This is a genomic window from Stenotrophomonas sp. Steno-Z1 (assembly GCF_056393175.1).
Genome location: NZ_JBWJPB010000002.1, coordinates 557,452 through 580,751 on the forward strand (window position 1 = coordinate 557,452; position 23,300 = coordinate 580,751).

Genomic DNA, 23,300 nt, shown 5'->3' on the forward strand with positions numbered 1-23,300 from the left:
CATCATGCTCACCCGGAAGACCAAGATCGTCACTGGCTCGGGCCTGCTGCTGGTGGCAGGCGCAGGCTGGCTGGCCTATTCGCTGTTCGCCGCGCAGGCGCAGGGCACGTTGTCGCAGATTCCAATGAACGTGAAGGTGTCGGCCACCCCGTCCTTCATCATGGCCGTGGATGACTCCGGCTCGATGACCTTCCAGACCCAGTTCCCGGGGCAGGACGGTACCGCGTGCTGGAGCAGCACGCGGGAGAGCTTCTTCACCGCCAACGGTGCGCTGAACACGCCGGATACGATCAAGAACAGCAGTGGCTCGACGCAGGGTGAGTGCAGTTATTTCTACGTAGCGCCCGGTCCGCGCATCGGCATGACCTACTTCGGCCTGCCGGCACTGGATGCCTATGGATTCGCGCGATCGGCCGCCTACAACCCGACCTATTTCGACCCCTCGGTGAAGTACGAGCCATGGCTGGGCGTGTTCACGACCGGTGGCAGGGAGACCATTGCCTCTTATGGTAACGCGGCGACGGGCAAGACCAAGATCGACCCTCGGCAGACCGCGACGCTGGATCTGACGGCCAAGTACCTGAGTTCCACCGCGACCGATGCGGTGCGCATGCAGAACGGAATGAAGATTCCGGCCGGCACGCAGTACTACCCGATCACGGTGAATGGCAATCGCTACACGGTTGGCAATCTCAACACCAACAGGAACGGCGTCACCTGGAACAGCGGTTCCGCCTATGCGCTGGTGGAGTACACCCCGTCGACGTTCTACATGCCCTGGACGGGCACCAACGACCCGCGCCCGGCGATGGCGGGCGATGCGACTGTCTACAGCGGCGTGACCCGCGAGAAGATCAACGACGCGTGTGGCACCAATTGCCACATGTGGAAGTACACGATCGCCAGCGGCAACACGGCGGCCTTGCAGAACTTCGCGAACTGGTTCTCGTACTACGGCAACCGCAACCGCGCCATGATCGCCGGCATGACCCGCGCCATGGACGTGAACAACATGTACGTGGGCTACTTCAAGATCAACGACAACGGCTCCTACGACAGCTCCACCGACAGCGGCAAGCGGCTGGCGATCCAGAACATGGGCACGCCGGCAGACAAGATCGCGCTCTACAAGAAGATGATCGCGCTGACCGCCAGCGGTGGCACGCCCAATCGCCAGGCGGTGAATGCCGCCGGCCTGCAGTTCCAGCGCACCGACGCAAACGCACCGGTACGCCTGTCCTGCCAGAAGAACGCGGTGATGCTGTTCACCGACGGCTACAGCAACAATGATGGTCCGACCGTGGGCAACATCGATGGCGCGATGACCGCGCCGTTCAAGGACGGCCACAGCAACACGATGGCCGATATCGTGTCGCAGTACTACCTCAACCCACTGCGTACCGACGACAACATGCCGCGCGGCCAGGTGCCGGTCCCGCAGGCCTGCGGCACGGGCAACACCGATCTGTCGCTGGATTGCAACAAAGACCTGCATATCAACTTCTACGGCATCACCCTGGGCGCGCGCGGCAATCTGTACGACCCCAACAATCCGCAGAATCCGTACACCACGCCGGCGATCTACAACAACTGGCCGTCGCGGCAGAATGACAACCGCAGTACGGTCGACGACATCTGGCACGCGGCCACCAATACCCGCGGCGAGTACATCAACGCACGCACGCCGGCCGACATCACCGCGGCCATGCGCCGGGTGCTGTCGTCGGTGACCGCCGGCGCGGCCCCATCCGGCAGCCTGGCACTGACCGGCTCGCGCATCGGTACCGGCACGCTGTCGGTCACCCCGACCTTCGAGGTCGCCAACCAGGAGACCGACTGGTTCAGCCGCCTGACCGCCTCGACGCTGACGGTCAACGATGACACCCGCGTCGCCGAGTACACCACGGCGTGGGAAGCGGCGGCCAAGATGGGGACGCAGACGGCCCGCAACATCGTCGCGACCAAGGGCGAAAACGCGGTCAACTTCACCAACAGCAATATCGCCTTCAACGACCTGTGCACCAAGCCCGGTAACCTGTACCCGGACATGGTGCTGTGCAGCGGTGCGGAGATCGAAGGGCTGGGCGGTGACATCGCCACCGCGATGGCCTACCTGCGCGGCGACCGCTCGCGCGAAGTCGGCAAGACCAACGGCATCTACCGCTTCCGCAGCACGGTGCTGGGCGATATCGTCAACTCCAGCCCGGTGATCAGTTCGCCGCGCGACGACTACGGCTACCAGCGCATCAGCACCGACTTCGCCACCTCCTACGCGGAATACCTGGCCAGCAAGCGCGAGGACGGCCGTTACATGGTCTACGTGGGCGCCAACGACGGCATGCTGCATGCCTTCGATGGCGGGATGAGCGGCGATGGCACCACCGACGGGGCCGGGGGCACCGAGACCTTCGCCTATATTCCCGGCACCGCGCTCGGCCACATGGGCAACCTGCTGTATCCGTACAAAGCCGCCAACAAGAACGACCAGAAGTTCCGCCACCGCTACTACGTGGATGGTCCGATCACCGTGGCCGACGTGCAGTTGAGTGGCAGTTGGGCGACCGCGCTGGTGGGCACCGCGGGCGCCGGCGGCCGGGCCGTGTTCGGCCTGGACGTGACCACGCCGTCGACGTTCGGGACCACCAATCGCCTGTGGGAAATCAGTGACGTCAACACCCGGCTCGCGGACGACGTCCGTGCCAACATCGGCCATGTGCTGGGCAAGCCGGTCATCGTGCCGGTGAAGTCCGGCACCGACGTGGCCTGGAAGGCCATCTTCGGCAACGGCTACAACAGCGCCGACGGCAAGGCCGTGTTGTTCGTGGTCGACATGGCCGATGGCGCGGTCCGCATGATCACCGCCACCGAGGCCTCCAACACGGCGCCAGCCGGCACCAACGGCCTGGGCAACATCGTCGTCCTCGATCGCCTGCGCGCCAATCCGGCGGCCAACCCGCCGGTCGGCCAGGAGAGCGTGCGCGGGCGTGACGGACTCGCCGACACCGTGTACGCGGCCGATCAGCGCGGTGCACTGTGGAAGTTCGACCTGGAAGATTCCAGCAACAGCGTCACCGTGCCGGTGTTCACCACCGCGCGCCAGACCGACGGCAACAGCGGCCAGGTGTACCGCCAGCCGATCACCGGCGGCATGACCACCGTGACCGGTCCGGGTGGCGGGGTGATGCTGTTGTTCGGTACCGGCAGCTTCTCCTTCAGCAACGACCCGCAGGACACGGCGCAGCAGGCGCTCTATGGTGTCAACGACATCAGTGCCGGCCAGCCGACCAGCACCATCACGCCGTCCAACCTGGTCAGCTACACCGTCACCACCGATACCGGCGGCACCAAGCGTTCGATCGAGGCGGCATCGTTCACCGGCGGCACCGCCTACGGCTGGACCGTGCTCCTGCCGGGCCTGGGCGAGCGCTTCGTCGGCAATCCCGCGGTGGCGGCCGGGGTGGTCTTCCTGCCAACCTACCTGCCCAACAACGGCGCGGAAGGCTGCTCCACGGAGGGCTCCAACTGGCTGTTCGGGCTCAATCCGGTCAGCGGCGTCGCCGCGCTGGACCAGGCCCGCATCGGCTCGCCAGGCGGCGATCCGTACGGCAGCGGCACGGCGGCAACCAGCCTGAACACCGGCGGTACCGCACCGGTGAAGGACGTCAGTGTGGCCGTGGTGCCGCGACTGGCCGCCGGTGGCGGTCCCAACGACCGTGCCTGCTGGATGGTGGTCAACGTGGCCGGTGCAGAACCGATGTACCTGCCGTATCCGTGTGGTCGCCAATCCTGGCGCCAGATCCAATAACGCTGCGGAAGCCTGGACATGATGAACAACAGCAACACCCTACGGAACAAGGCCGGCAGCGCGGGTTTCACCCTGATCGAGTTGATGATCGTGGTGCTGGTCATCGCGGTCCTGGCGGCCGTGGCCTATCCGTCCTACCAGCAGCACGTGCTCAAGACCCGGCGTGGCGTGGTCAAGGCGGACATGGTCGAGTACGCGCAGCGTGCGGAGCGTTACCACTCGGTCAACAACACCTACGCCAACTTCGCGCTGCCGGTCGAGGTGTCGCCGCGCGAAGGGGGTGTGGTCCGCTACAACCTGGTGTTCGAGGGTGACGGGTCCAGTTTCTCGATCACCGCCACACCCGACGGCGAGCAGGCCAAGGACAAGTGCGGCACCCTGAGCGTGGACCAGGCCAACCGCAAGACCAGCAGCACCGGCGAGCTGTCCGAGTGCTGGTAGGCCCGGCGTAGCGGGGCAGGGCGGCAGGATGCGCACAGGGTGTTGCCCTTCGGCAAAACCACCTTTACAATGCGCCTCCCCGCCCGAATAGCTCAGCCGGTTAGAGCACTTGACTGTTAATCAGGGGGTCGTTGGTTCGAGTCCAACTTCGGGCGCCAGATCTGAAAAAGCCGCGAGAAATCGCGGCTTTTTTGTTGTCCTCCAGCGGCGGCGCGGCGCGCGGTTCAGCGCGGACAGCCGCCGGGCGCATCGTGTACTTCCGAGCGCACGCGACCACTGTTGTTCACCACCACCCGGCCCAGCAGCCGATCATCGCGGCAGATCCGCAGCGAGAGATTGGTGCCGTAGGCGCGCCCGTCGCGCAGATAACGCAGGCGACCGCGGCCGGCACTGCTGACGATCCGCCAGCCGGCCGGGGGCTGCCACCGCTGCTGGCGCAGGATGTCGCCGGCCGCCGCCGGCGTGGTCGCGCGCGGCCCCGCGACGTAGACGATCCAGCCGTGTCCCCAGCTGTCGACATCGGTGCAGTGGCGTCCGTCCGCGCTGGCGCAGACACTGACCTCTTCGTGGCGCTGCAGGGCCGAGAGCCGTGCGAAGGCAAGGTCGGTGCTGAGCAGGTGGCGCGCGCTGGCAGCGCGCTGGCGGTCCAGCAACGCCCGCACATCGGGCAGGGCGACCGCGCACAGCAGCGCCAGGACCAGCAGCGTCACCATCGTTTCGATCAGGGTCCAGCCGTGCAGGCGGGGCGGCGCGGCGCGCGGGGGTGGCAGGGGCATGGTCGCACCAGCAGGGGCCAGGACCCCCAGCCTGCAGCGGCGGCCCGCCCAGCCCCATCGGCGCGCGCCGCGCCCCCGGGTAGGCCAGCCCCTCAGCCAGCCGTCACCATGGCCCCCGGTATACTGGAGGGCCCGGGAATTGGCGGCACCATGAGCGATCGCTTCGAACTTGTCTCTCCGTATTCACCGGCCGGCGACCAGCCGGCGGCGATCGAGAAGCTCACGGCCAATTTCGAGGCCGGCATCGCCAAGCAGACGCTGCTGGGCGTGACCGGGTCGGGCAAGACCTACACCATCGCCAACGTCATCCAGCAGGTGCAGAAGCCGACGCTGATCATGGCGCCGAACAAGACCCTGGCCGCGCAGCTGTATGGCGAGTTCAAGTCGTTCTTCCCGCACAACGCGGTGGAATACTTCGTCAGTTACTACGATTATTACCAGCCCGAAGCCTATGTGCCCTCGTCGGACACCTTCATCGAGAAGGACAGTTCGATCAACGAGCACATCGAGCAGATGCGGCTGGCCGCGACCAAGACCCTGCTGTCGCGCCCGGACGCGATCGTGGTGGCCACCGTCTCGGCGATCTATGGCCTGGGCGCGCCGGAAGATTACCTGTCGCTGCGCCTGATCCTGTCCACTGGCGAGCGCATCGACCAGCGCGACCTGATCAACCACCTCACCCAGCTGCAATACACGCGCAACGAGTACGAGCTGCATCGCGGCACCTTCCGCGTGCGCGGCGAGGTGATCGACGTGTTCCCGGCCGAGTCGGACAGCGAGGCGGTGCGCATCGAGCTGTTCGATGGCGAGGTCGAGCAGATCAGCATGTTCGATCCGCTGACCGGCGAGAGCCTGCGCAAGCTGATGCGCTACACGGTCTACCCCAAGACCCACTACGCCACCACCCGCGAGCGGGTGCTGGCCGCGGTGGAAACCATCAAGGCCGAGCTCAAGCCGCGGCTGGAGCAGCTGTACGAGCAGAACAAGCTGGTCGAAGCGCAGCGTCTGGCCCAGCGCACCCAGTTCGACCTGGAAATGATGGCCGAAGTGGGGTTCTGCAACGGCATCGAGAACTACTCCCGGCACCTCACCGGCAAGGCGCCGGGCGAGCCGCCGCCGACCCTGTTCGACTACCTGCCCCCCGACGCGCTGCTGGTGATCGACGAATCGCACGTGACCATTCCGCAGATCGGCGCGATGTTCAAGGGCGACCGCTCGCGCAAGGAAACCCTGGTCGAGTTCGGTTTCCGCCTGCCATCGGCGCTGGACAACCGCCCGCTGCGCTTCGAGGAGTGGGAGGCGCGCTGCCCGCGCAGCATCTACGTGTCCGCAACCCCGGGCCCGTATGAGCTGCGCGAGGCCGGCGATGAGATCACCGAGTTGGTGGTGCGTCCGACCGGCCTGATCGATCCGGTCGTCGAGATCCGTCCGGTCGGTACCCAGGTCGATGACCTGATGAGCGAGGTCAACGAACGCATCAAGCTCGGCGACCGCGTGCTGGTCACCACGCTGACCAAGCGCATGGCCGAGAACCTCACCGAATATCTCACCGAACACGGCATCCGCGTGCGTTACCTGCACTCGGACATCGACACCGTCGAGCGCGTGGAGATCATCCGCGACCTGCGCCTGGGCAAATTCGACGTGCTGGTCGGCATCAACCTGCTGCGCGAAGGCCTGGACATGCCCGAGGTGTCGCTGGTGGCGATCCTGGATGCGGACAAGGAAGGCTTCCTGCGCTCCACCGGCTCGCTGATCCAGACCATCGGCCGTGCCGCGCGCAACCTGCGTGGCAAGGCGATCCTATACGCGGACAAGATGACGCGGTCGATGCAGGCAGCGATCGACGAGACCGACCGCCGCCGTGCCAAGCAGGTCGAATACAACACCCTGCACGGCATCACGCCCAAGTCGGTCCTGCGTCCGATCACCGACGTGCTGGAAGGCGCGCGTTCGGAGGCGGCCGAAAAGGAGTCGCGCGGCAAGGGCAAGGGGCGGGGTGGCCGGGTGGCCGAGGAGGCGGTGGATTACCGGGCCCTGGAACCGGCCCAGATCGCCAAGCGCCTGCAGGCGCTGGAGCAGAAGATGTACCAGCACGCGCGCGACCTGGAATTCGAGGACGCCGCCCACGTGCGCGACCAGATCCGGCAGCTGAAGGAGGCCAGCCTGGGCTGAACCGTTCGTTGTGAAATATCTTCACAAAAGTGTTGCGCTTCCCGGGGGACGTCCGTAATATACGCGGCCTGCCCCGACGCAATCGCAACCGGGCAGGGCAGTAAAAACGGGCGGTTAGCTCAGCGGTAGAGCACTACCTTGACATGGTAGGGGTCACAGGTTCGAACCCTGTACCGCCCACCACTCCGACCTCCAGCGAGGTGCGGGTGGAAACGAAGAAGGCCAGCCATCGTGCTGGCCTTTTTGTTTTTTCCGGGCCGCGCATGTCCGCCTGCGGCCGGCCCTGCGGTCTGGCCGGTATCGCGTTTTTCGCCGATCGCGACACTTTTGATCGATTCGTTTCGCATCGCCTCCGTCTGCTGCGGCGGCGGCAGATGCCTGCGTCCGTGCATCGATGCAGGCCAGGCCCGGGCGTCCCGGCGTCCGCGGGCAACCTCGACACGGGACCGCCCCCTGACCGGTGTGATAGCGTCTTCGCGCCGATGGAGGGAATGCCTTTGCATCGGAAAATGGATGGATAACCTGACCGTGGGAAGGAGACGAAATGGCGACGCTCAAAGGGCTGACGTTGATGATGGTCGTGGCAGGCGGGATGACGCTTGCCGGTACTGGCTCGATCCAGGAAGCACGCGCGGCCGGGCCGTGCTGCTCCTCTGATCCGCATGGCAGTCAGATCGCGGCAAAGGGTCTGGGTGAAACCGCGCCGCTGGCGCTCAACCTCAGCCAGGTATCGAACTGGCGTGCGTACGAGTTCAAGCGCGATGGCGTCTGGTATCTGCAGGTCAATGACCAGGCCGGCACGGTGCGGGCCATCGTCGGCAACATCGGCGATACGTTCTGGACGTTGCCCGGTGGCGTGGATGCGGACCGGGTTTCGTTGCCGGGCAGCAACCTGGCCATTCCGGCAGGCGCTGCGCGGGAAGTGGTGTACCGCAAGCCGCAGCTGTGGCTGGTGGCCTACAGCACGGCCGGTGGCGTGATCTGGTCCATAGAGGCGCCGGACGGTTCGCGGTAAGCCTGCGGCACGTCGATCAGCAACAGCCGGATACGGTTACGGCGGCAGCTCGCGCTGCCGCCGTAAGCCAGCGTGCGCCCCGCCAGGATCTGCTGTGCGCGCTGGACCGTCGCGGTACCCAGATGGCGCCTGCCGTCCAGCAGCGATACCGTCATCACGATCCCCGCCACGCCACTGCGCCGTCCGCAACGGGCGCGTACCTGCAGGTAGCCGGTTTCATTATCCAGCAGTACGCCGACCGCGTCGGCCAGGCTGCGGTAGGCCGCCAGCTGCAAGCCCAGGCTGAGCTGGCACGGGTCGCCATCCAGTCGCGGCCGCGCAACCCGGTAGGTCAGTTCCCACAGCCCGGCCAGGCCGCCGGAACGCAGCGCGACGAACAGGCCCGAATACTCGATCTCGGTCGGATAGACCATGCTGATCTGCTCGCGGAACAGGCGCGACTGCGCCTGGCTTGCCGTGAGCATGTCCAGCGCCGAAGCATGCTCGCCCCGCTGCTTGAGCAGCGCTGCGGCGCGCAGGAAAGACTGGTCGATGTCCTCGCCGATGAGCTTCATCTGCACGGCGCGTTCGCGGCGCTCCTGTTCGCTGGCCAGGTGACCGGTGCGCGCGAAGGACTCCGCCTGGCCGCGCAGCTTTTCGCGCGATGCGAAGCGGTGGTAATGATGGGAGATGGTGGAGCCCAGCATCAGCAACGCGGTGCCGGTCACGGCCAGAATCTGCTGGGCCACAAAGGCGGTAGCGTCGAATGAGCCGGGCCGCCCGGTCATCTCCATGGTCAGCGCCAGGGTCAGGTTGACCGCGGCAAAACTCACCGCCGCCCCGCGCCAGCCATACAGGCAGGTCAGGGCCACGGCAGGCAGCATCATGGCGATACGGAGGCTGTTCTTGGCCAGCGCCATCTCGCCGGTATCGGGCAGGTGGGCCGCAAGCAGGCCCAGGGTGACGATCGCCGACAGGGCCGCCACCACGGCAATGCGCCAGCGCGGGGTGGCCGCGAACGACACGTGGCGATGCCGCCACAGCAGGGCGAGTGGCGCGAACATCAGGATGCCCAGATAGTCGCCCACCATGTAGCGCAGCACGCCCGTCCAGGAGACGGCCTCGTGCAGCGTGGGCATCAGCAGGTACGCCAGGCCCTGGTTGAGCGAGGAGACGACCAGCGCCGACAGGGCGGCCACCGACAGCAGCCACGCTTCGTTCTGCGCCAGCCTGTGCCGGTGCGCGTGCATGATCAGGGCCACCGCGGGCATCAGCACCGCCGAGGCGATCACGACCCAGGCAACGCCGTACGTACCGACCATCGGGACGCGTGCGTACGCAAAGTAGGCGTACTCGCCAAACACGAGATAGAGCCACCAGCGTGGCGGACACAGCAGCAGCGCCGCCACGCGGATGCCGGCGGGCAGGTACATCTGGTCGACCGATGAGCCGCGTGCCACGGCATAGGCGAGGGCGTAGGCGATCGCCAACAGCACCCCGGCCGGATGAATCCGCAGATTGAGGTGAAACTCCTTTTTCAACCAGCTCAACTGCACGGATACCTCCGTTTGCGTGGGTGGTGCATCCACCTCCACGCCGGATGCAGATCGGACACTATCGGCGAATGCACCGTGATGCAACGCTGTCGATGCGCCTTCACGCGACGTCGGTTGCAGTGGGTGTGCTCGGTGATTTGATCGGCATCACAGATTTTGTCCGATCCGGCGTGAGCAGCGGGTCGCCATCTGCCGATCCGGGGCATGCGCGGGAAGCGCCCACCCGATGGCGGCGACGTCGCCGATGGCGTGGGTGAGGCGAGGCGCCGAGCATGCCCGTTCGTCCTGATGCAAGGAGGCGGATCGCGCCGCCATGGCCGGCATTGCTCCCCGTCCGATACACCCGCTGTTCGGCAAAGCCTGTGCCGCCGGGGCGGTGGTGGGGGCGTGCGCGGCCGCCTTCGCCCCCGTGCTTCCAGCGCCGTGGATCGCGCTGCTGCTGATCGCCGCGGGCATGGCAGGCTGGGTCTGGCCGTGGCGCGGACGGTGCTGCGCGGTGCTGTTGCTGGGTGCGGGCCATGTCGTATGGCAGGGCGGTCTGGTGCTGGACCGGCAACTGCCGGCCGGCCGCCCACCGGTGGACGTGATGCTGCAGGGCCGGGTGGTCAGTCTGCCGGAGCATCGCGCGGGCAGTACCCGCTTTACGCTCCGGATCGATACCACGCCGGCCATGCCGGCGGCGCTGCGGGGGCGGGACGTGTCGCTGGGCTGGTACGACCCGCCGCGAAGCGCCACCTCGGCGCGGCGGCAGGTGATGGCCGGCGCCCACTGGCAGTTCCAGGCGCGCCTGCGCGCCCCACGCGGCCTGCGCAATCCCGGCGGCTTCGACGCCGAGCAGCATGCGGTGCTGCAGCGCGTGGCCGGCACCGGGCAGGTGCGCGCGCCACACAGCGCGCGCCAGCTGCGCGCAGCGCATGGCCTGCCTGCGTGGCGCGAGCGCATGGCGACGGCCATCGCGACCCAGGTGGATGGCGACGGCGCACGCTTCATCCAGGCGCTGGCGCTGGGCGATACGCGAGGGCTGGCGCCGTCGGACTGGGACGCGTTGCGCGCGCTTGGCCTGACCCATCTGGTGGCGATCTCCGGCTTCCATGTCGGGCTGGTGGCCGGCTGCGCCGCGTGGCTGGGGGCCGCGCTCTGGCGATGCTGGCCGGCCTTGGCCCGGGGCTGGCCGCGCCCGTTGGCAGCCGCCACCGCCGCCGTCCTGGGGGCGGCCCTCTACGCTGGCGTGGCTGGTTTCGCCTTGCCCACGGTGCGCACCGTCCTGATGATCGCAGTGGTGGCCGGCGCGCACTGCGCCCGTCGCCCGTGCACGATCGGGCAAGCGCTGGCCCTGGCCGCGCTGGTCATGCTCGCGTTGGATCCACTGGCCGTGCTGGCGCCGGGATTCTGGCTCAGCTTTGGCGGGGTACTGTGGCTGGTCTGGTGCCTGCCCGGGCGCAGGCAACACTGGCTGCGGACCTTCCTGGCCGCCCAGGGGGTGGCCACCCTGGCGCTGTTGCCCTTGACGGTGGCGCTGTTTGGCCAGGCCTCGCGCGCCGGTCCGCTGGTCAACCTGCTGGCCATCCCCTGGTGGAGCCTGGTGGTGGTGCCGCTGGCGTTGCTGGGCACGGTGCTGGAGGCGCTGATGGACGGGGCGGGGCGCTGGCCGTGGCAGCTGGCGGCCTGGTGCTTCCAGGCCAGCTGGTGGTTGTTTGGGCACCTGGCGCAGGCACCTTGGGCGCTGTGGTGGCTGCCTCATGCCGGCGCCGGGGCACTGGCGGCGGCCCTGTGCGGCGTGGCCTGGCTGCTGTTGCCGCGCGGGGTGGCCGGCCGATTGCCCGCCGCGGTGCTGTGCCTGCCGTTGCTGTGGCCGGCGCAGCAGCGGCCGGGCGAGGGCGAGGTCGAGCTGCTGGTGATGGACGTCGGGCAGGGGCTGGCCATCTGGGTGCGGACCCGCTCCCATCGCCTGCTGTATGACGCCGGGCCTGCGACAGCCGGGCGATTCGATGCCGGTGAGCGGGTGGTGGTGCCGACCTTGCACGCACTGGGTGAGGACGGGTTGGACTGGATCCTGCTCAGCCACGGCGATGCCGACCATGCCGGCGGCGCGCCGGCGGTGCAGGCGGCGCTCGGCCACCCACCGCTGCATGCACCGCGCGGGGCGCTGGCCGGTATCGACGTGCCCTGTGCGGCGGGGCAGCGCTGGCAGTGGGACGGGGTGACGTTCAGCGTGCTGCATCCTGCCCCCGGGGCGCGCTACGCGGGCAACGAGAGCAGTTGCGTGCTGCGCATCGCCACGCCCCACGGTGCGATCCTGCTGACCGGCGACATCGGCCGGGGCAGCGAGCAGCGGTTGCTGGCAGCGGACCGGCAGGCGCTGCGTGCGGCGCTGGTGGTGGTGCCCCACCACGGCAGCGCCGGCTCGTCCAGCGCGGCGTGGGTGCGGGCGGCGTCGCCGCAGCTGGCGCTGGTGTCGGCCGGGCACGGCAATCGCTTCGGGCATCCGCGCGCGGACGTGGTGGCGCGGTGGCAGGCGGCCGGCGCCGAGGTACTCAACACCGGCGACAGCGGCGCGCTGCGTGCCTGGCTGGGGCGTGAAGGCCTGCAGGTGCGTGAACAGCGGGTTTTTCAGCCGCGTTGGTGGGATGCCGCGGAGCGGAGCCGGTCGGCTGCTATTCTATCGGCGGTCAAACAGGCGGCCGATGGGCCGGAGGGTTGAAACGTGTGGGAACTGGTCAAGGCCGGTGGCTGGCCGATGGTGCCGCTGCTGCTGTTGGGCGTACTGGCTTTGGCGATCGTCCTGGAGCGTTTCTGGACCTTGCGGCGTAACGAAGTCCTGCCTCCCGGGCTGGGCCAGGAAGTGCGCAACTGGGCCGCGCGCGGCAAGCTCGATCCCAGCCACATCCAGTCGCTGCGGGCCAACTCGCCGCTGGGCGCGCTGCTGGCGGTCGCCCTCGAAGCGCGCAATCGGCCGCGTGACCAGATCCGCGAGCGCATCGAGGATGCCGGTCGGCACCTGGTGCACCGCATGGAGCGCTTCCTGAACGCCCTGGGCACGATCGCCTCGGCCGGGCCGCTGCTGGGCCTGCTGGGCACGGTGGTCGGCATGATCCAGATGTTCCTGGGCATCCTCGACCACGGCGTGGGCGACGTGAACCAGCTCGCCGGCGGCATCGGCAAGGCGCTGGTCTGCACCGCCACCGGCATGATCGTGGCGATCCCGGCGCTGATGTTCCACCGCTATTTCAAGGGCCGTATCGGCGGCTATGTGATCGAGATGGAGCAGGAGGCCAGCGCACTGCTCGACGCGCTCGACGGTCGCCCCGGGGTGATGAACACCGGCGCCCGCGCGCCCGCTGCCGCGCCGGCGGCACCCGTCACGGCCAAGGGCTGACGGATGCGTATCCGCAATGACCGGGTCCAGGACGAGCCGCACATCGATCTGGTCCCCCTGATCGACGTGATCCTCGTGCTGATCATCTTCTTCGTGGTCACCACCACGTTCGACGCGCGCTCCACGCTGCAACTGCAGCTGCCGACCGCCAGCCAGCAGGAGAACAGCGAGCCGCCGCGGTCGCTGAGCGTGCTGGTCAACGCCGAGGGGCGCTACTTCATCAACGACCAGGAAGTGCTGCGCACCGACGTCGAAGCGGTCAAGCAGACCATCGCCGCCGTCGCCGGCAGCGACCGCGAGCAGACCGTGCTGCTGCGCGCCGATGCGCGCACCCCGTACCAGGCCGTTGTCACCGCCCAGGATGCCCTGGGCCAGCTCGGCTTCCGCCGCATCGCCATCGCTACCGCGCCGGAGGTGGGTCCATGAGTAAGAAACACGCGCCGGTCTGGCCGATCTACAAGCGCCTGCTGGGCTACACCAACGCCTACTGGGTGTTCATGGTGGCCGCGGTGATCGGCATGGTGGTCGAGGCGTTGGCCGGCTACCACTTCAGCAAGCTGATGGAGCCGCTGGTCAACCGCGGCTTCGTCAACCCCGAGCCGCGCATGGCGGTGATCCTGCCGTTGACCATCCTGGGCCTGTTCGTGGCCCGCAGCGCGGCCACGTTCGTCAGTGATTACGCGCTGGCACGCACCGGCCGCAGCGTGGTCCGCGACCTGCGCGAGCAGGTGCTGGAAAAATACCTGCACCTGCCGTCCTCGCATTTCGACGCCGAGTCCACCCCGGTGATGGTCAGCCGGTTGAACTTCGACACCGAGCAGGTCACCCAGGCCAGTGCCGACGCGCTCAAGACCCTGGTCGCCGACACCCTGACCATCATCGCCATGCTGGTGGTGATGCTGCAGATGAGCGTCAAGGTGACCGTGGCGATGCTGGTGGTGGTGCCGCTGATCGGCGTCATCGTGTCGTTCGTGGGCAAGCGCTACCGGCGTATCAGCCGCGGCATCCAGGACGGCATGGGCAGCATGGCGCAGACTGCCGAGCAGTCGCTGGCCGCACAGCAGGAAGTGAAGGTCCACGGCACCCAGGCGCATGAAATCTCGCGCTACGCGCGCCTGGCCAACCGCATGCTCGGCCTGAACATGAAAGTGGAAACCACCCGTGCGGCGGCCTCCAGCGTGGTCCAGTTCCTGGCCGCGCTGGCGCTGGCGGTGATCGTGTGGGTCTCCACCCGCGAGGCCCTGGCCGGCCGCCTGAATGCCGGCCAGTTCATGGGCCTGATGATCTCGATGACCGCGATCATTCCCTCGCTGCGCCGCCTGACCAGCGTGCAGTCGTCCATCGCGCGCGGCGTGTCTGCGGCCGAGCGCCTGTTCTCGATCCTGGACATGCCGGTCGAGCGCGACCAGGGCGTGCAGAAGATCGGCCGATCGCGTGGCGAACTCAGTTTCGAGCACGTGATGCTGCGGTATCGCGAAGACACCGGCGTGGCGCTGGATGACATCAGTTTCGTCGCCCGGCCCGGCACGGTGACTGCGATCGTCGGCCGCTCCGGCAGCGGCAAGACCAGCCTGATCCGGCTGGTGCCGCGCTTCTATGAGCCCAGCGGTGGCCGCATCACCCTCGATGGCGTGGCGCTGGACGACTACCCCTTGGCCGACCTGCGTCGCCAGGTGGCGATGGTCGGGCAGAAGGTGATCCTGTTCGACGATACCGTCGGCGCCAACATCGCCTACGGCATGGACGCCAGCGAGGAACAGATCCGCGCGGCAGCCGAGGCCGCCAACGCGTGGGAGTTCATCGAACGCATGCCGCAGCAGTTGCAGACGCCGGTCGGCGAAAACGGCGCGCTGCTGTCCGGTGGCCAGCGCCAGCGCCTGGCGATCGCCCGGGCGATCCTGCGCGACGCCCCGATCCTGATCCTGGACGAAGCCACCGCCGCGCTCGACAACGAGTCCGAACGGCTGGTGCAGGATGCGCTGCAACGGCTGATGCCCGAGCGCACCACGTTGGTGATCGCGCACCGCCTGTCAACCATCGAGCACGCCGACCAGGTGCTGGTGATGGACCACGGTCGCATCGTCGAGCGGGGCACCCACCAGGAGCTGCTGGCACTGGGCGGCCTGTACGAGCACCTGCACAAGATGCAGTTCCGCGAAAGGCAGCCTTGATGGCGGCCAAGGGCACCTCCACGCCGTCGTACTGGTACGACGGCAGCGCGATCCCGTTCGCGGCGCGCCTGCTGGCGCCGGTGTATGGCGCCGCGATCGCATTGCGTCGGCTGCTGTACCGGCGGCGCTGGCTGAAGCGGCATGCGTTGCCGGTGCCGGTGATCGTGGTCGGCAACGTCACCGCCGGTGGCACCGGCAAGACGCCGCTGACCATCGCCCTGGTCGATCGCCTGCGCGAGGCCGGCTGGAAGCCGGGCGTGGCCAGCCGCGGCTACGGTCGTGAGGAGCCGGGCGTGGCGCGCTGGGTGGAGGCAGGCACGTCCACCGCCCTCGGCGGCGACGAGCCGGTGCTGATCGCCTGGAAGACCGGCGTGCCGGTGCGCGTGGACGCCGACCGCGTGGCGGCCGGCAAGGCGCTGGTCGAGGCGGGGTGCGACATCATCGTCTGCGACGACGGCCTGCAGCATTATCGGCTGGCGCGCGACATCGAGATCGAAGTGGTCGACGCCCAGCGCCGCTACGGCAACGGCCGGATGATCCCGGCCGGACCGCTGCGCGAACCGGCCAGCCGGGCCAACGACTGCGATTTCCGCGTGGTCAACCTGGGCCAGGCCAGCGATGGCGTGGGCGCGCAGCCGGCGTGCGGGTTTGGCGAGTGGGCGATGCAGCTGCGCATCGACAGTGCCCAGCCGCTCAGCGGAGGGCGGGCTCGCAAACTCGCGCATTTCCGCGGCCAGCGCGTGCATGCGGTGGCCGGCATCGCCCATCCGCAGCGCTTCTTCGACATGCTGCGCGCGCAAGGCATCGGTGTCGTACCGCACGCCTTCCCCGACCATCACGCCTACCAGCAGTCGGACCTGCGCTTCGGCAGCGAGCTGCCGGTGCTGATGACCGAGAAGGACGCGGTGAAGTGCAAGGTGTTCGCCAACGAATGGCATTTCGCCGTGCCGCTGGCCGCCGACCTGCCGGCCGCGTTCTGGATCAACCTGCTGGACCGGTTGGACAAACTCGGCAAGCGTTGATGGCCGCGCCAGCCGCCCTGTATTTCCTGCTTCACTGCCGAGAGTTTTGCGCATGAGCCCATCCGTCGATTTCGTCGTCGCCATCCCGGCCCGTTTCGCGGCCTCGCGCCTGCCCGGCAAGCCGCTGCGCCTGCTCGGCGGTGAACCGCTGGTGCTGCGCGTCGCCCGGCGTGCGTTGCTGGCCGGGGCACGCGAGGTGTGGGTCGCCACCGATGACGTGCGCATCGCCGACGCCCTGCAGGGGCTGCAGAGCGTGCGCGTGGCGATGACCTCGCCCGACCACGCCTCGGGTACCGATCGCCTGGCCGAATGTGCCGCCCAGGCGGGCTGGAGCGACGACACCGTGGTGGTCAACCTGCAGGGCGACGAGCCCTTCGCGCCGGCCGAGGGCATCGTCGCGGTGGCCGAGGCGCTGGTCTGCAGCGGTGCGGAGATGTCTACCTTGGCCACGCCCGTGGACGACGCCGAGAGCCTGTTCGACCCGAACGTGGTCAAGGTGGTGCGCAAGCAGAACCTGGACGCGTTGTACTTCAGCCGGGCGCCGATCCCGTGGCACCGCGACGCCTTCGCGCGCTCGCGCGAGCAGTTGTCCGGGCCGCACTGGCTGCGCCATATCGGCATCTACGGCTATCGTGCCGGCTTCCTGCGCCAGTTTGCGGCGTTGCCGCCGGGCGCGCTGGAGCAGCTGGAGTCGCTGGAGCAGCTGCGCGCGCTGGAGGCGGGCCATCGGATCAGCGTGGCCCTGACCCCGGCCGCGTTCCCCCCGGGCATCGATACTCCCGAGGACCTGGCCCGCGCCGACGCCTGGCTGGCGGCGCAGTCCTGAGCCGGGGCAGGGGTCCGGATAGGCGATGACAATGCCCGCCGCGATTTTGGCGCCGGCACGACGATTGCATGACGCCGACTCCGGCATAATCGGGGCATGAACGTACAGCCTGTCCAGGACCTGCCCGAATTCGCCACGTGGCTCAACGCCACGCCCACCACCCTGACCGAACTGCGTGGTCGGCCGGTGGTGCTGGCCTTCGTCAATGCCGCCTCGGTATGGTGCGCGCAGCGCCTGGCCGAACTGGGCCAATGGCAGTCGCGCAACCCCGGCAAGCTCCAGCTGCTGGTCCTGCAGGTGCCGCGCTTCGATTGCGAGCGCGAGCCGGAGCAGGCGCTCAAGCTGTTGCGGCGGCAGGGCCTGACCGCGCCGGCGCTGCTCGATGCCGACTGGGATGGCTGGCGCCGTTTCAACATCACCGCCTGGCCGACGCTGGTACTGCTGGATGCGCAGGGCCGCGAACGCGATCGCCTGGTCGGGTTCGGCGGGGAGCTGGAACGCGCGCTCACCGCGCTGTGCGAGGACAGCAGCCGCCCGGCCGACGCCGAGCCGGCGCGCGAGCTGCATCCCGAGCCGCGCCTGCCGTTGCGGTTCCCGGTGGGCCTGGTCGCCACGACCGAACGCCTGTACATCGCCGACAGCGGCCACCACCGGGTGCTCGAGTGCAGTCATGGCGGCCGCGTGCTGCGCCAGTTCGGCCTGGGCACCGCCGACTTCATGGACGGTGGCCCGGGCGAAGCCGCGTTCAACCGGCCGCAGGGCCTGGCCCTCGAGCGCGATGCGCTGTACGTGGCCGACACCGGCAACCATGCGCTGCGTCGCATCCATCTGCTGACCGGCCAGGTCGACACCCTGTGCGGCACCGGTCGCCCCGGCGAGCCCATCGAGGGCGTGGTCGAGCAACCGCGGCGGGTACCGCTGAACCACCCGCAAGGGCTGGCCGTGGCCGACAACCAGATCCATATCGCCATGGCCGGCGACAACCGCATCTGGAGTTACCACCTCGGCCAGCGCACCTTGAACTGGCGCGCCGGTTCCGGGGCCATCGAGGAGCGCGACGGCAGCGGCCACCTGGCCGCGTTCGCGCAGCCGGCCTCGGTCGCCGCCGTGCAGCAGGTGCTGTACGTCTGCGATGCGCTGGGCTCGTCGATCCGGGCGATGCAGCTGCGCGGCGACCTTGTCCAGACCCTGGTCGGGCAGGGCCTGTGGTCGTTCGGCGAACAGGATGGCCCGCGCGCGCTGGCGCAGTTGCAGCACCCGCAGGCGATCGCCCTGAGCCCGGACGCCCCCCTGCTGTGGATCGCCGATGCGGGCAACGGGCGCTTGCGCACCTTGCGCCTGGGCGGCGGTGAACTGAGCACGCTGGAACTGCCGCGCCGCCTGCATGGGCCGGCCGGCCTGGCCCTGGGCGGTGGCGCGGTGTGGATCGCCGAAACCGACGCCCACGCCGTGCTGCGTTTCGATCCGGTCAGCGGCGTACTGAGCGACGTCCCGATCAGCGAATGACCGTGTCCACCGCTCCGGCCTTCGATGGCAAGGCATTCGCGGCCCACCTGAGTACCGCGCCCGGCGTCTACCGCATGTACGCCGCCGACGACAGCCTGCTGTACGTCGGCAAGGCGCGCGCGCTGCGCAATCGCGTGGGCAGTTACTTCAACGGCACGCCCAAGACCACGCGGATCATGTCGATGCTGTCGCAGGTCGCGCGCATGGACGTGACCGTGACCCGCTCGGAGGCCGAGGCGCTGCTGCTGGAAAACCAGCTGATCAAGTCGCTGTCGCCGCGCTACAACGTGTCCCTGCGCGACGACAAGACCTATCCGCACGTGCTGCTCACCCGCGAGGAGTGGCCGCGCATCGCGCTGCATCGCGGCCCGCGCGCGGTGCCGGGGCGCTACTTCGGCCCGTATCCCGGCGTGACCGCGGTGCGCGACACGCTCAACCTGATGCACAAGCTGTTCAAACTGCGCAGCTGCGAGGACAGCGTGTTCCGCAACCGCACCCGGCCGTGCCTGCAGTACCAGATCGGCCGTTGCAGCGCGCCCTGCGTGGACCTGGTGCCGGCCGGCGACTACGCCGAGTCGGTGCGACGCGCCTCGATGTTCCTGGAGGGCAAGAGCGACCAGCTCGGCCGCGAGCTGGGCACCCAGATGCAGGCGGCCAGCGAAGCGCTGGAGTTCGAGCAGGCCGCGCGCCTGCGCGACCTGATCACCGCGCTGCGCAGCATGCAGACCCGCCAGTACGTGGACGGCCGCGCCGCCGACCTGGACGTGCTGGCCTGCGCTACCCAGGGCGCCAACGCCTGCGTGATGCTGCTGGCCTTCCGTGATGGCCGCAACATGGGCACGCGGCCGTTCTACCCGCGCACCAACGGCGAGGAAAGCGCCGAGGAAGTGCTGGCCGCGTTCGTCTCGCAGTACTACGCCGAGCATTCGCCGCCGCGCGAGATCCTGCTCGATCGCGAGATCCCCGATGCCAGCCTGATCGAATCGGCGCTGTCGGCCTCGGCCGAGGTCAAGGTGCAGCTGAAATGGAACGTGCGCGGCGAGCGTGCCGGCTATGTGGAGCTGGCCAGCCGCAATGCGCAGATCACCCTGGTCAGCGAACTGAGCAGCCGCAGCGCCCAGCATGCGCGCAGTGAGGACCTGCGGCAGATGCTGGGGCTGGCCGAACAGGTCAAGCGGGTGGAGTGCTTCGATATCAGCCACACCATGGGCGAGGCCACCGTGGCCTCGTGCGTGGTGTTCGATGCCAGCGGCCCGGTGCGCAGCCAGTACCGCCGCTTCAACATCAGCGGCATCGAGCCGGGCGACGACTACGCCGCGATGCGCCAGGCCATCGAGCGCCGCTTCCGCCGCGCGGTGGAAGAAGACGGCGTGCTGCCGGACCTGCTGCTGATCGACGGCGGTGCCGGCCAGCTCGGCCAGGCCCAGGCGGCGCTGGCCGACCTGGGCGTGGAAGGGGTGATGCTGGTGGGCGTGGCCAAGGGCGTGGAGCGGCGGGCGGGGCACGAGGCGCTGGTGCTGCCTGACGGCCGCGAACTGCGGCCCGGGGCGGCGTCGCCGGCCCTGCAGTTCATCCAGCAGGTGCGTGACGAGGCCCACCGGTTCGCCATCACCGGCCACCGTGGGCGTCGCCAGAAGGCGCGCATGACCAGCAAGCTGGAAGACATCGCCGGCATCGGCCCGCGCCGTCGCGCCAGCCTGCTCAAGCATTTCGGCGGCCTGGTCGGGCTCAAGGCCGCCGGCGAAGCGGAAATCGCGAAAGTGGAGGGCATCAATGACGCCCTCGCTGCACGCATCTACGCTAACCTTCATGGACTGCCCACGCCCGACGCGGCGGGCGAGTAGAGAGATGCGATGAAGTTGACCCTCCCCACCTGGCTCACCCTGCTGCGGATCGTGATGATCCCGGTGCTGGTACTGGTGTTCTACCTCCCCTACAAATGGACCAATTTCGCCTCCGCGGCGATCTTCGGCCTGGCCGCCATCACCGATTGGCTGGATGGCTGGATCGCGCGCCGCTACAACCTGGCGTCCGCGTTCGGTGCGTTCCTGGACCCGGTGGCCGACAAGCTGATGGTGGCCGTCGCGCTGTTCCTGATCGTGCAGGGCCATCCGACCGCATGGATGGCCGTCTGGGCGGCGGTGATCGTCGGGCGTGAAATCGCCGTTTCCGCGCTGCGCGAATGGATGGCCGAAATCGGCCAGCGCGCCAAGGTGCGGGTGGCGCTGATCGGCAAGATCAAGACCACCGCGCAGATGGTGGCGCTGCTGTGCCTGCTGTATTCGGTGGCACCGCATACCCCGATGCAGGACATCTGGATGGGCGTGCAGGTCTTCCACATCGGCGACTGGACCCTGGCGATCGCCTCGATCCTCACCCTGTTCTCCGGTCTGCAGTACCTGCATGCGGCATGGCCGAGCCTGCGTGAGGACGAACGTGCGGCACGGGAAAACGCACGGGCGAAAAAGAATGGCTGAGGGCTGTTGACACCTGCGCATTTGGTTGTAGAATTTCGCCTCCCAAGCGGGAATAGCTCAGTTGGTAGAGCGCAACCTTGCCAAGGTTGAGGTCGCGAGTTCGAGTCTCGTTTCCCGCTCCAGATACCGGTTTTCCAGTCAATTGATCGGCATGGAAGCCAAACGAAAAAGCGACCGCAAGGTCGCTTTTTTCGTTTGCGCGGCGTGCCGCGCGCCGTACCGATCAGGGCGCAGCCAGCGGCGCGGCCGTGCAATCGTCCTGGACGGTCAGCCGTTCATCGCGGATGCCGACGCAGCGCTGCACGGCGGTGTCCTCCTGCATGGCGGCAAAGCTCACCAGCCAGGGCGCTGGCACGGGACGGAAGGCGGTGGCAGGATCGGCCAGGTCCACGGCCTGTGCGATCGAGTGCAGGCAGCTCTGCAACATCATGACGTCCAGCGCCACCAATGCGCCATCGCGCACCGCCAGCAACAGCAACCCGTCTTCCTGCCCGGCGCCGCAATAGCCCATCGGCGCGGCGGGGCGCGACGGCGCGCTGATGAACAGCAGCAGGCTGTTGTCCGGTTCGGCCGCGCCGCGGTGACGGCCCAGCACGAGTGCCGTGTCCGAGCGGGACAGCGCATCACGCAAGGTGCTGTTCATCCGCAGCGGGATCGCTGCGGAGGCCGCCAGCAGCTGTGCGCTGCCGTGGACGCTGTCGATGTGCAGGCGTGCGCCGCTGCCATCTGTCAGGGGCACGCTGATCGGGGCAGGCGCCGCCGTCGCCGTCGCCGGTAGTACAACGGCAACGGCGACCCCCCGCATCGTCGCGCGCACGCATCGCAGTACCCGGCTGAAGCGGCCAGCGCGTGTCGGGCGCATCGCAGCCGGTGCGGTAACGATGGTGTCCAGGCCGGTGTTCATGTCGTCGATTGTCCCATGCAGCACGCGCGATGGTGATCCGCCATGCCGCTTCATACCCGCTTCACCGGCACTTCATGGCGTCTCCGCCGGCGCCCGTGATCCTGCGCGCCTGGACAGGCAGAGGAGAGTCGCCCGATGGAGAGCGTTGCATCGCCCTACGACTGGGACCTGGTGGTGGTGGGTGCCAGCTTCGCCGGCGCGGCCTGCGCGTTGGCCGCCGCGCAGTACGGGCTGCGCGTGTGCGTGCTCGAGCGCAAGACCGACCCCGGGGCGCGCCTGCATACCACCGGCATCATCGTGAAGGAGGCGATCGAACAGACCTGGCTCGGCCGCGCGCCCGCAGCGCTGCTGCAGCGCGTGGAGCGCGTGCGTCTGTACGCGCCGAACCTGCGCAGCGTGCTGCTGGCTGCGCCCGGGTACTACTTCATGACCACCGACACCCCCAACCTGCTGCGCTGGCTGTCAGCCGAATTGCGCGGCAATGGCGTGGACCTGCGGCTGGGCCAGGCGTTCACCCAGGCGCAGCGTGACGGCGACGGCTGGCGGGTGGAGGGGGCCGGGCGGACGCGTTACCTGATCGGCGCCGATGGCGCGACTTCGCGCGTGGCCAAGCGCACCGGCCTGGGCCGGGTGCGGGACACCCTCTACGGTGTGGAACAGGAATTTGCCGGCGTGCAGCTTGCCGAAGCCGGCGCGCTGCACTGTTTTGCCAGCAAGCGCTTCGCGCCGGGCTACATCGGCTGGGTCGCGCAGAACCCGACGGGCGTGCAGGTGGGCCTGGCACTGCGCCACGATCCGGCCAACGCACGGCAGCCGGACCTGGACGGTTTCCTGCAGCACGTGCGCAGCGTGGTCGGCCTGCCGACCTCCGCCCGGCCCAGCGCCACGCGTGCCGGGCTGGTGCCGTGCGGGCTGCCGGATGGACCGATCACCGCGCCCGGGGTGATCCTCACGGGCGATGCGGCGGGAATCGTTTCGCCGCTGTCGGCCGGCGGCATCCATTCCTCGTGGCGCCATGGATGGGCCGTCGGCGATGCGGAGGGGTTGCACCTGCGGGGCAAGGGGGCGGCGGCGGAAGCCGTCGCCCGGCAGGCCGCCCCCACGTTTCGTCGCAAGCGCCTGATGCGCTGGGCGATGGATCACCTGCAGATGGACTGGCCGCTCAACCTGCTCCTGCAGTCCGCCGCCATGCGGCGGACGGCAGAGCAGGTCTACTTCCATCGGCGTGGCATGCGGGTGGGCGGGTAGCGGAGGGGGATGGCCCGAGGCCG

Annotated in this window: 16 protein-coding genes, 3 tRNA genes and 1 pseudogene; 17 read left to right on the forward strand and 3 right to left on the reverse strand. The window is 68.5% G+C overall.

The window, feature by feature from the left end:
* Positions 1-4 precede the first annotated feature (4 nt).
* From AC06FD_RS09265 to AC06FD_RS09275, 3 genes are all read left to right on the forward strand, one after another.
* A complete protein-coding gene (locus AC06FD_RS09265; RefSeq protein ID WP_478077615.1) occupies positions 5-3,805 on the forward strand; it encodes a pilus assembly protein in 3,801 nt (1,266 codons plus the stop codon).
* An 18-nt stretch (positions 3,806-3,823) separates the two neighbouring features.
* Positions 3,824-4,246: a type IV pilin protein gene (locus tag AC06FD_RS09270; protein ID WP_394164674.1), complete on the forward strand. Its 423-nt coding sequence runs from the start codon at positions 3,824-3,826 to the stop codon at positions 4,244-4,246.
* Positions 4,247-4,327: 81 nt separating this feature from the next.
* Positions 4,328-4,404, forward strand: a tRNA-Asn gene (locus AC06FD_RS09275).
* 66 nt (positions 4,405-4,470) lie between these two features.
* Here the strand turns inward: AC06FD_RS09275 and AC06FD_RS09280 are convergent.
* Positions 4,471-5,022, reverse strand: coding sequence for a GspH/FimT family protein (locus AC06FD_RS09280; RefSeq protein WP_394164673.1), 552 nt, complete (start codon positions 5,020-5,022; stop codon positions 4,471-4,473).
* A gap of 150 nt (positions 5,023-5,172) precedes the next feature.
* Here AC06FD_RS09280 and uvrB point away from each other — a divergent pair, with 150 nt between their 5' ends.
* The 3 genes from uvrB to AC06FD_RS09295 all read left to right on the forward strand — a co-directional run bounded on the left by uvrB (position 5,173) and on the right by AC06FD_RS09295 (position 8,212).
* Positions 5,173-7,197: an excinuclease ABC subunit UvrB gene (gene uvrB, locus AC06FD_RS09285; protein ID WP_478077616.1), complete on the forward strand. Its 2,025-nt coding sequence runs from the start codon at positions 5,173-5,175 to the stop codon at positions 7,195-7,197.
* 108 nt (positions 7,198-7,305) lie between these two features.
* Positions 7,306-7,380 (forward strand) — tRNA-Val (locus AC06FD_RS09290).
* Between the two features lie 361 nt (positions 7,381-7,741).
* The gene (locus AC06FD_RS09295; RefSeq protein ID WP_259204409.1) at positions 7,742-8,212 is read left to right on the forward strand and encodes a hypothetical protein; all 471 of its coding nucleotides are present in this window, start codon (positions 7,742-7,744) and stop codon (positions 8,210-8,212) included.
* Here the strand turns inward: AC06FD_RS09295 and AC06FD_RS09300 are convergent.
* The gene (locus AC06FD_RS09300) at positions 8,155-9,747 is read right to left on the reverse strand and encodes an MASE1 domain-containing protein (protein ID WP_478077617.1); all 1,593 of its coding nucleotides are present in this window, start codon (positions 9,745-9,747) and stop codon (positions 8,155-8,157) included. The genes AC06FD_RS09295 and AC06FD_RS09300 overlap by 58 nt on opposite strands.
* A 313-nt stretch (positions 9,748-10,060) precedes the next feature.
* On the opposite strand from AC06FD_RS09300, the pseudogene AC06FD_RS09305 reads away from it, so the two are divergent.
* From AC06FD_RS09305 to AC06FD_RS09350, 10 genes and pseudogenes are all read left to right on the forward strand, one after another.
* Positions 10,061-12,558 (forward strand): annotated as a pseudogene (locus tag AC06FD_RS09305) (DNA internalization-related competence protein ComEC/Rec2).
* Positions 12,452-13,123 carry a MotA/TolQ/ExbB proton channel family protein gene (locus tag AC06FD_RS09310; protein ID WP_259204428.1) on the forward strand — a complete coding sequence of 224 codons (672 nt, stop codon included), beginning with the start codon at positions 12,452-12,454 and terminating at the stop codon, positions 13,121-13,123. Before AC06FD_RS09305 ends, AC06FD_RS09310 begins: the two are co-directional and overlap by 107 nt.
* A gap of 3 nt (positions 13,124-13,126) precedes the next feature.
* The gene (locus tag AC06FD_RS09315) at positions 13,127-13,549 is read left to right on the forward strand and encodes an ExbD/TolR family protein (RefSeq protein ID WP_478077618.1); all 423 of its coding nucleotides are present in this window, start codon (positions 13,127-13,129) and stop codon (positions 13,547-13,549) included.
* Positions 13,546-15,294 (forward strand): lipid A export permease/ATP-binding protein MsbA, encoded by a 1,749-nt coding sequence (gene msbA, locus AC06FD_RS09320; RefSeq protein WP_259204446.1) that lies wholly within the window; start codon positions 13,546-13,548, stop codon positions 15,292-15,294. Before AC06FD_RS09315 ends, msbA begins: the two co-directional genes overlap by 4 nt.
* Entirely contained in the window at positions 15,294-16,316 is a 1,023-nt protein-coding gene (gene lpxK / locus AC06FD_RS09325) for a tetraacyldisaccharide 4'-kinase (protein WP_259204450.1), read from the forward strand. Before msbA ends, lpxK begins: the two co-directional genes overlap by 1 nt.
* A gap of 52 nt (positions 16,317-16,368) precedes the next feature.
* Positions 16,369-17,142 carry a 3-deoxy-manno-octulosonate cytidylyltransferase gene (kdsB, locus tag AC06FD_RS09330; protein ID WP_478077619.1) on the forward strand — a complete coding sequence of 258 codons (774 nt, stop codon included), beginning with the start codon at positions 16,369-16,371 and terminating at the stop codon, positions 17,140-17,142.
* A 96-nt stretch (positions 17,143-17,238) separates the two neighbouring features.
* A complete protein-coding gene (locus tag AC06FD_RS09335) occupies positions 17,239-18,648 on the forward strand; it encodes a hypothetical protein (RefSeq protein ID WP_259204462.1) in 1,410 nt (469 codons plus the stop codon).
* A complete protein-coding gene (gene uvrC, locus AC06FD_RS09340) occupies positions 18,645-20,492 on the forward strand; it encodes an excinuclease ABC subunit UvrC (RefSeq protein ID WP_259204464.1) in 1,848 nt (615 codons plus the stop codon). The genes AC06FD_RS09335 and uvrC overlap by 4 nt, the downstream gene beginning before the upstream one ends.
* A 9-nt stretch (positions 20,493-20,501) precedes the next feature.
* On the forward strand, positions 20,502-21,125 hold the full coding sequence (gene pgsA, locus AC06FD_RS09345) for a CDP-diacylglycerol--glycerol-3-phosphate 3-phosphatidyltransferase (protein ID WP_259204466.1): 624 nt from the start codon (positions 20,502-20,504) through the stop codon (positions 21,123-21,125).
* Positions 21,126-21,171: 46 nt separating this feature from the next.
* Positions 21,172-21,247 (forward strand) — tRNA-Gly (locus AC06FD_RS09350).
* A gap of 101 nt (positions 21,248-21,348) precedes the next feature.
* Here the strand turns inward: AC06FD_RS09350 and AC06FD_RS09355 are convergent.
* Positions 21,349-21,864, reverse strand: coding sequence for a hypothetical protein (locus tag AC06FD_RS09355; protein ID WP_394164667.1), 516 nt, complete (start codon positions 21,862-21,864; stop codon positions 21,349-21,351).
* 300 nt (positions 21,865-22,164) lie between these two features.
* Here AC06FD_RS09355 and AC06FD_RS09360 point away from each other — a divergent pair, with 300 nt between their 5' ends.
* Positions 22,165-23,277 (forward strand): NAD(P)/FAD-dependent oxidoreductase, encoded by a 1,113-nt coding sequence (locus AC06FD_RS09360; protein ID WP_478077620.1) that lies wholly within the window; start codon positions 22,165-22,167, stop codon positions 23,275-23,277.
* The last annotated feature ends 23 nt before the right edge of the window (positions 23,278-23,300 follow it).

Coding starts and splice junctions, on each gene's coding strand:
- AC06FD_RS09265 (WP_478077615.1), top strand. CDS start 5: ATGCTCACCCGGAAGACCAAGATCGTCACTGGCTCGGGCCTGCTGCTG.
- AC06FD_RS09270 (WP_394164674.1), top strand. CDS start 3,824: ATGATGAACAACAGCAACACCCTACGGAACAAGGCCGGCAGCGCGGGT.
- AC06FD_RS09280 (WP_394164673.1), bottom strand. CDS start 5,022: ATGCCCCTGCCACCCCCGCGCGCCGCGCCGCCCCGCCTGCACGGCTGG.
- uvrB (WP_478077616.1), top strand. CDS start 5,173: ATGAGCGATCGCTTCGAACTTGTCTCTCCGTATTCACCGGCCGGCGAC.
- AC06FD_RS09295 (WP_259204409.1), top strand. CDS start 7,742: ATGGCGACGCTCAAAGGGCTGACGTTGATGATGGTCGTGGCAGGCGGG.
- AC06FD_RS09315 (WP_478077618.1), top strand. CDS start 13,127: ATGCGTATCCGCAATGACCGGGTCCAGGACGAGCCGCACATCGATCTG.
- msbA (WP_259204446.1), top strand. CDS start 13,546: ATGAGTAAGAAACACGCGCCGGTCTGGCCGATCTACAAGCGCCTGCTG.
- lpxK (WP_259204450.1), top strand. CDS start 15,294: ATGGCGGCCAAGGGCACCTCCACGCCGTCGTACTGGTACGACGGCAGC.
- kdsB (WP_478077619.1), top strand. CDS start 16,369: ATGAGCCCATCCGTCGATTTCGTCGTCGCCATCCCGGCCCGTTTCGCG.
- AC06FD_RS09335 (WP_259204462.1), top strand. CDS start 17,239: ATGAACGTACAGCCTGTCCAGGACCTGCCCGAATTCGCCACGTGGCTC.
- uvrC (WP_259204464.1), top strand. CDS start 18,645: ATGACCGTGTCCACCGCTCCGGCCTTCGATGGCAAGGCATTCGCGGCC.
- pgsA (WP_259204466.1), top strand. CDS start 20,502: ATGAAGTTGACCCTCCCCACCTGGCTCACCCTGCTGCGGATCGTGATG.
- AC06FD_RS09360 (WP_478077620.1), top strand. CDS start 22,165: ATGGAGAGCGTTGCATCGCCCTACGACTGGGACCTGGTGGTGGTGGGT.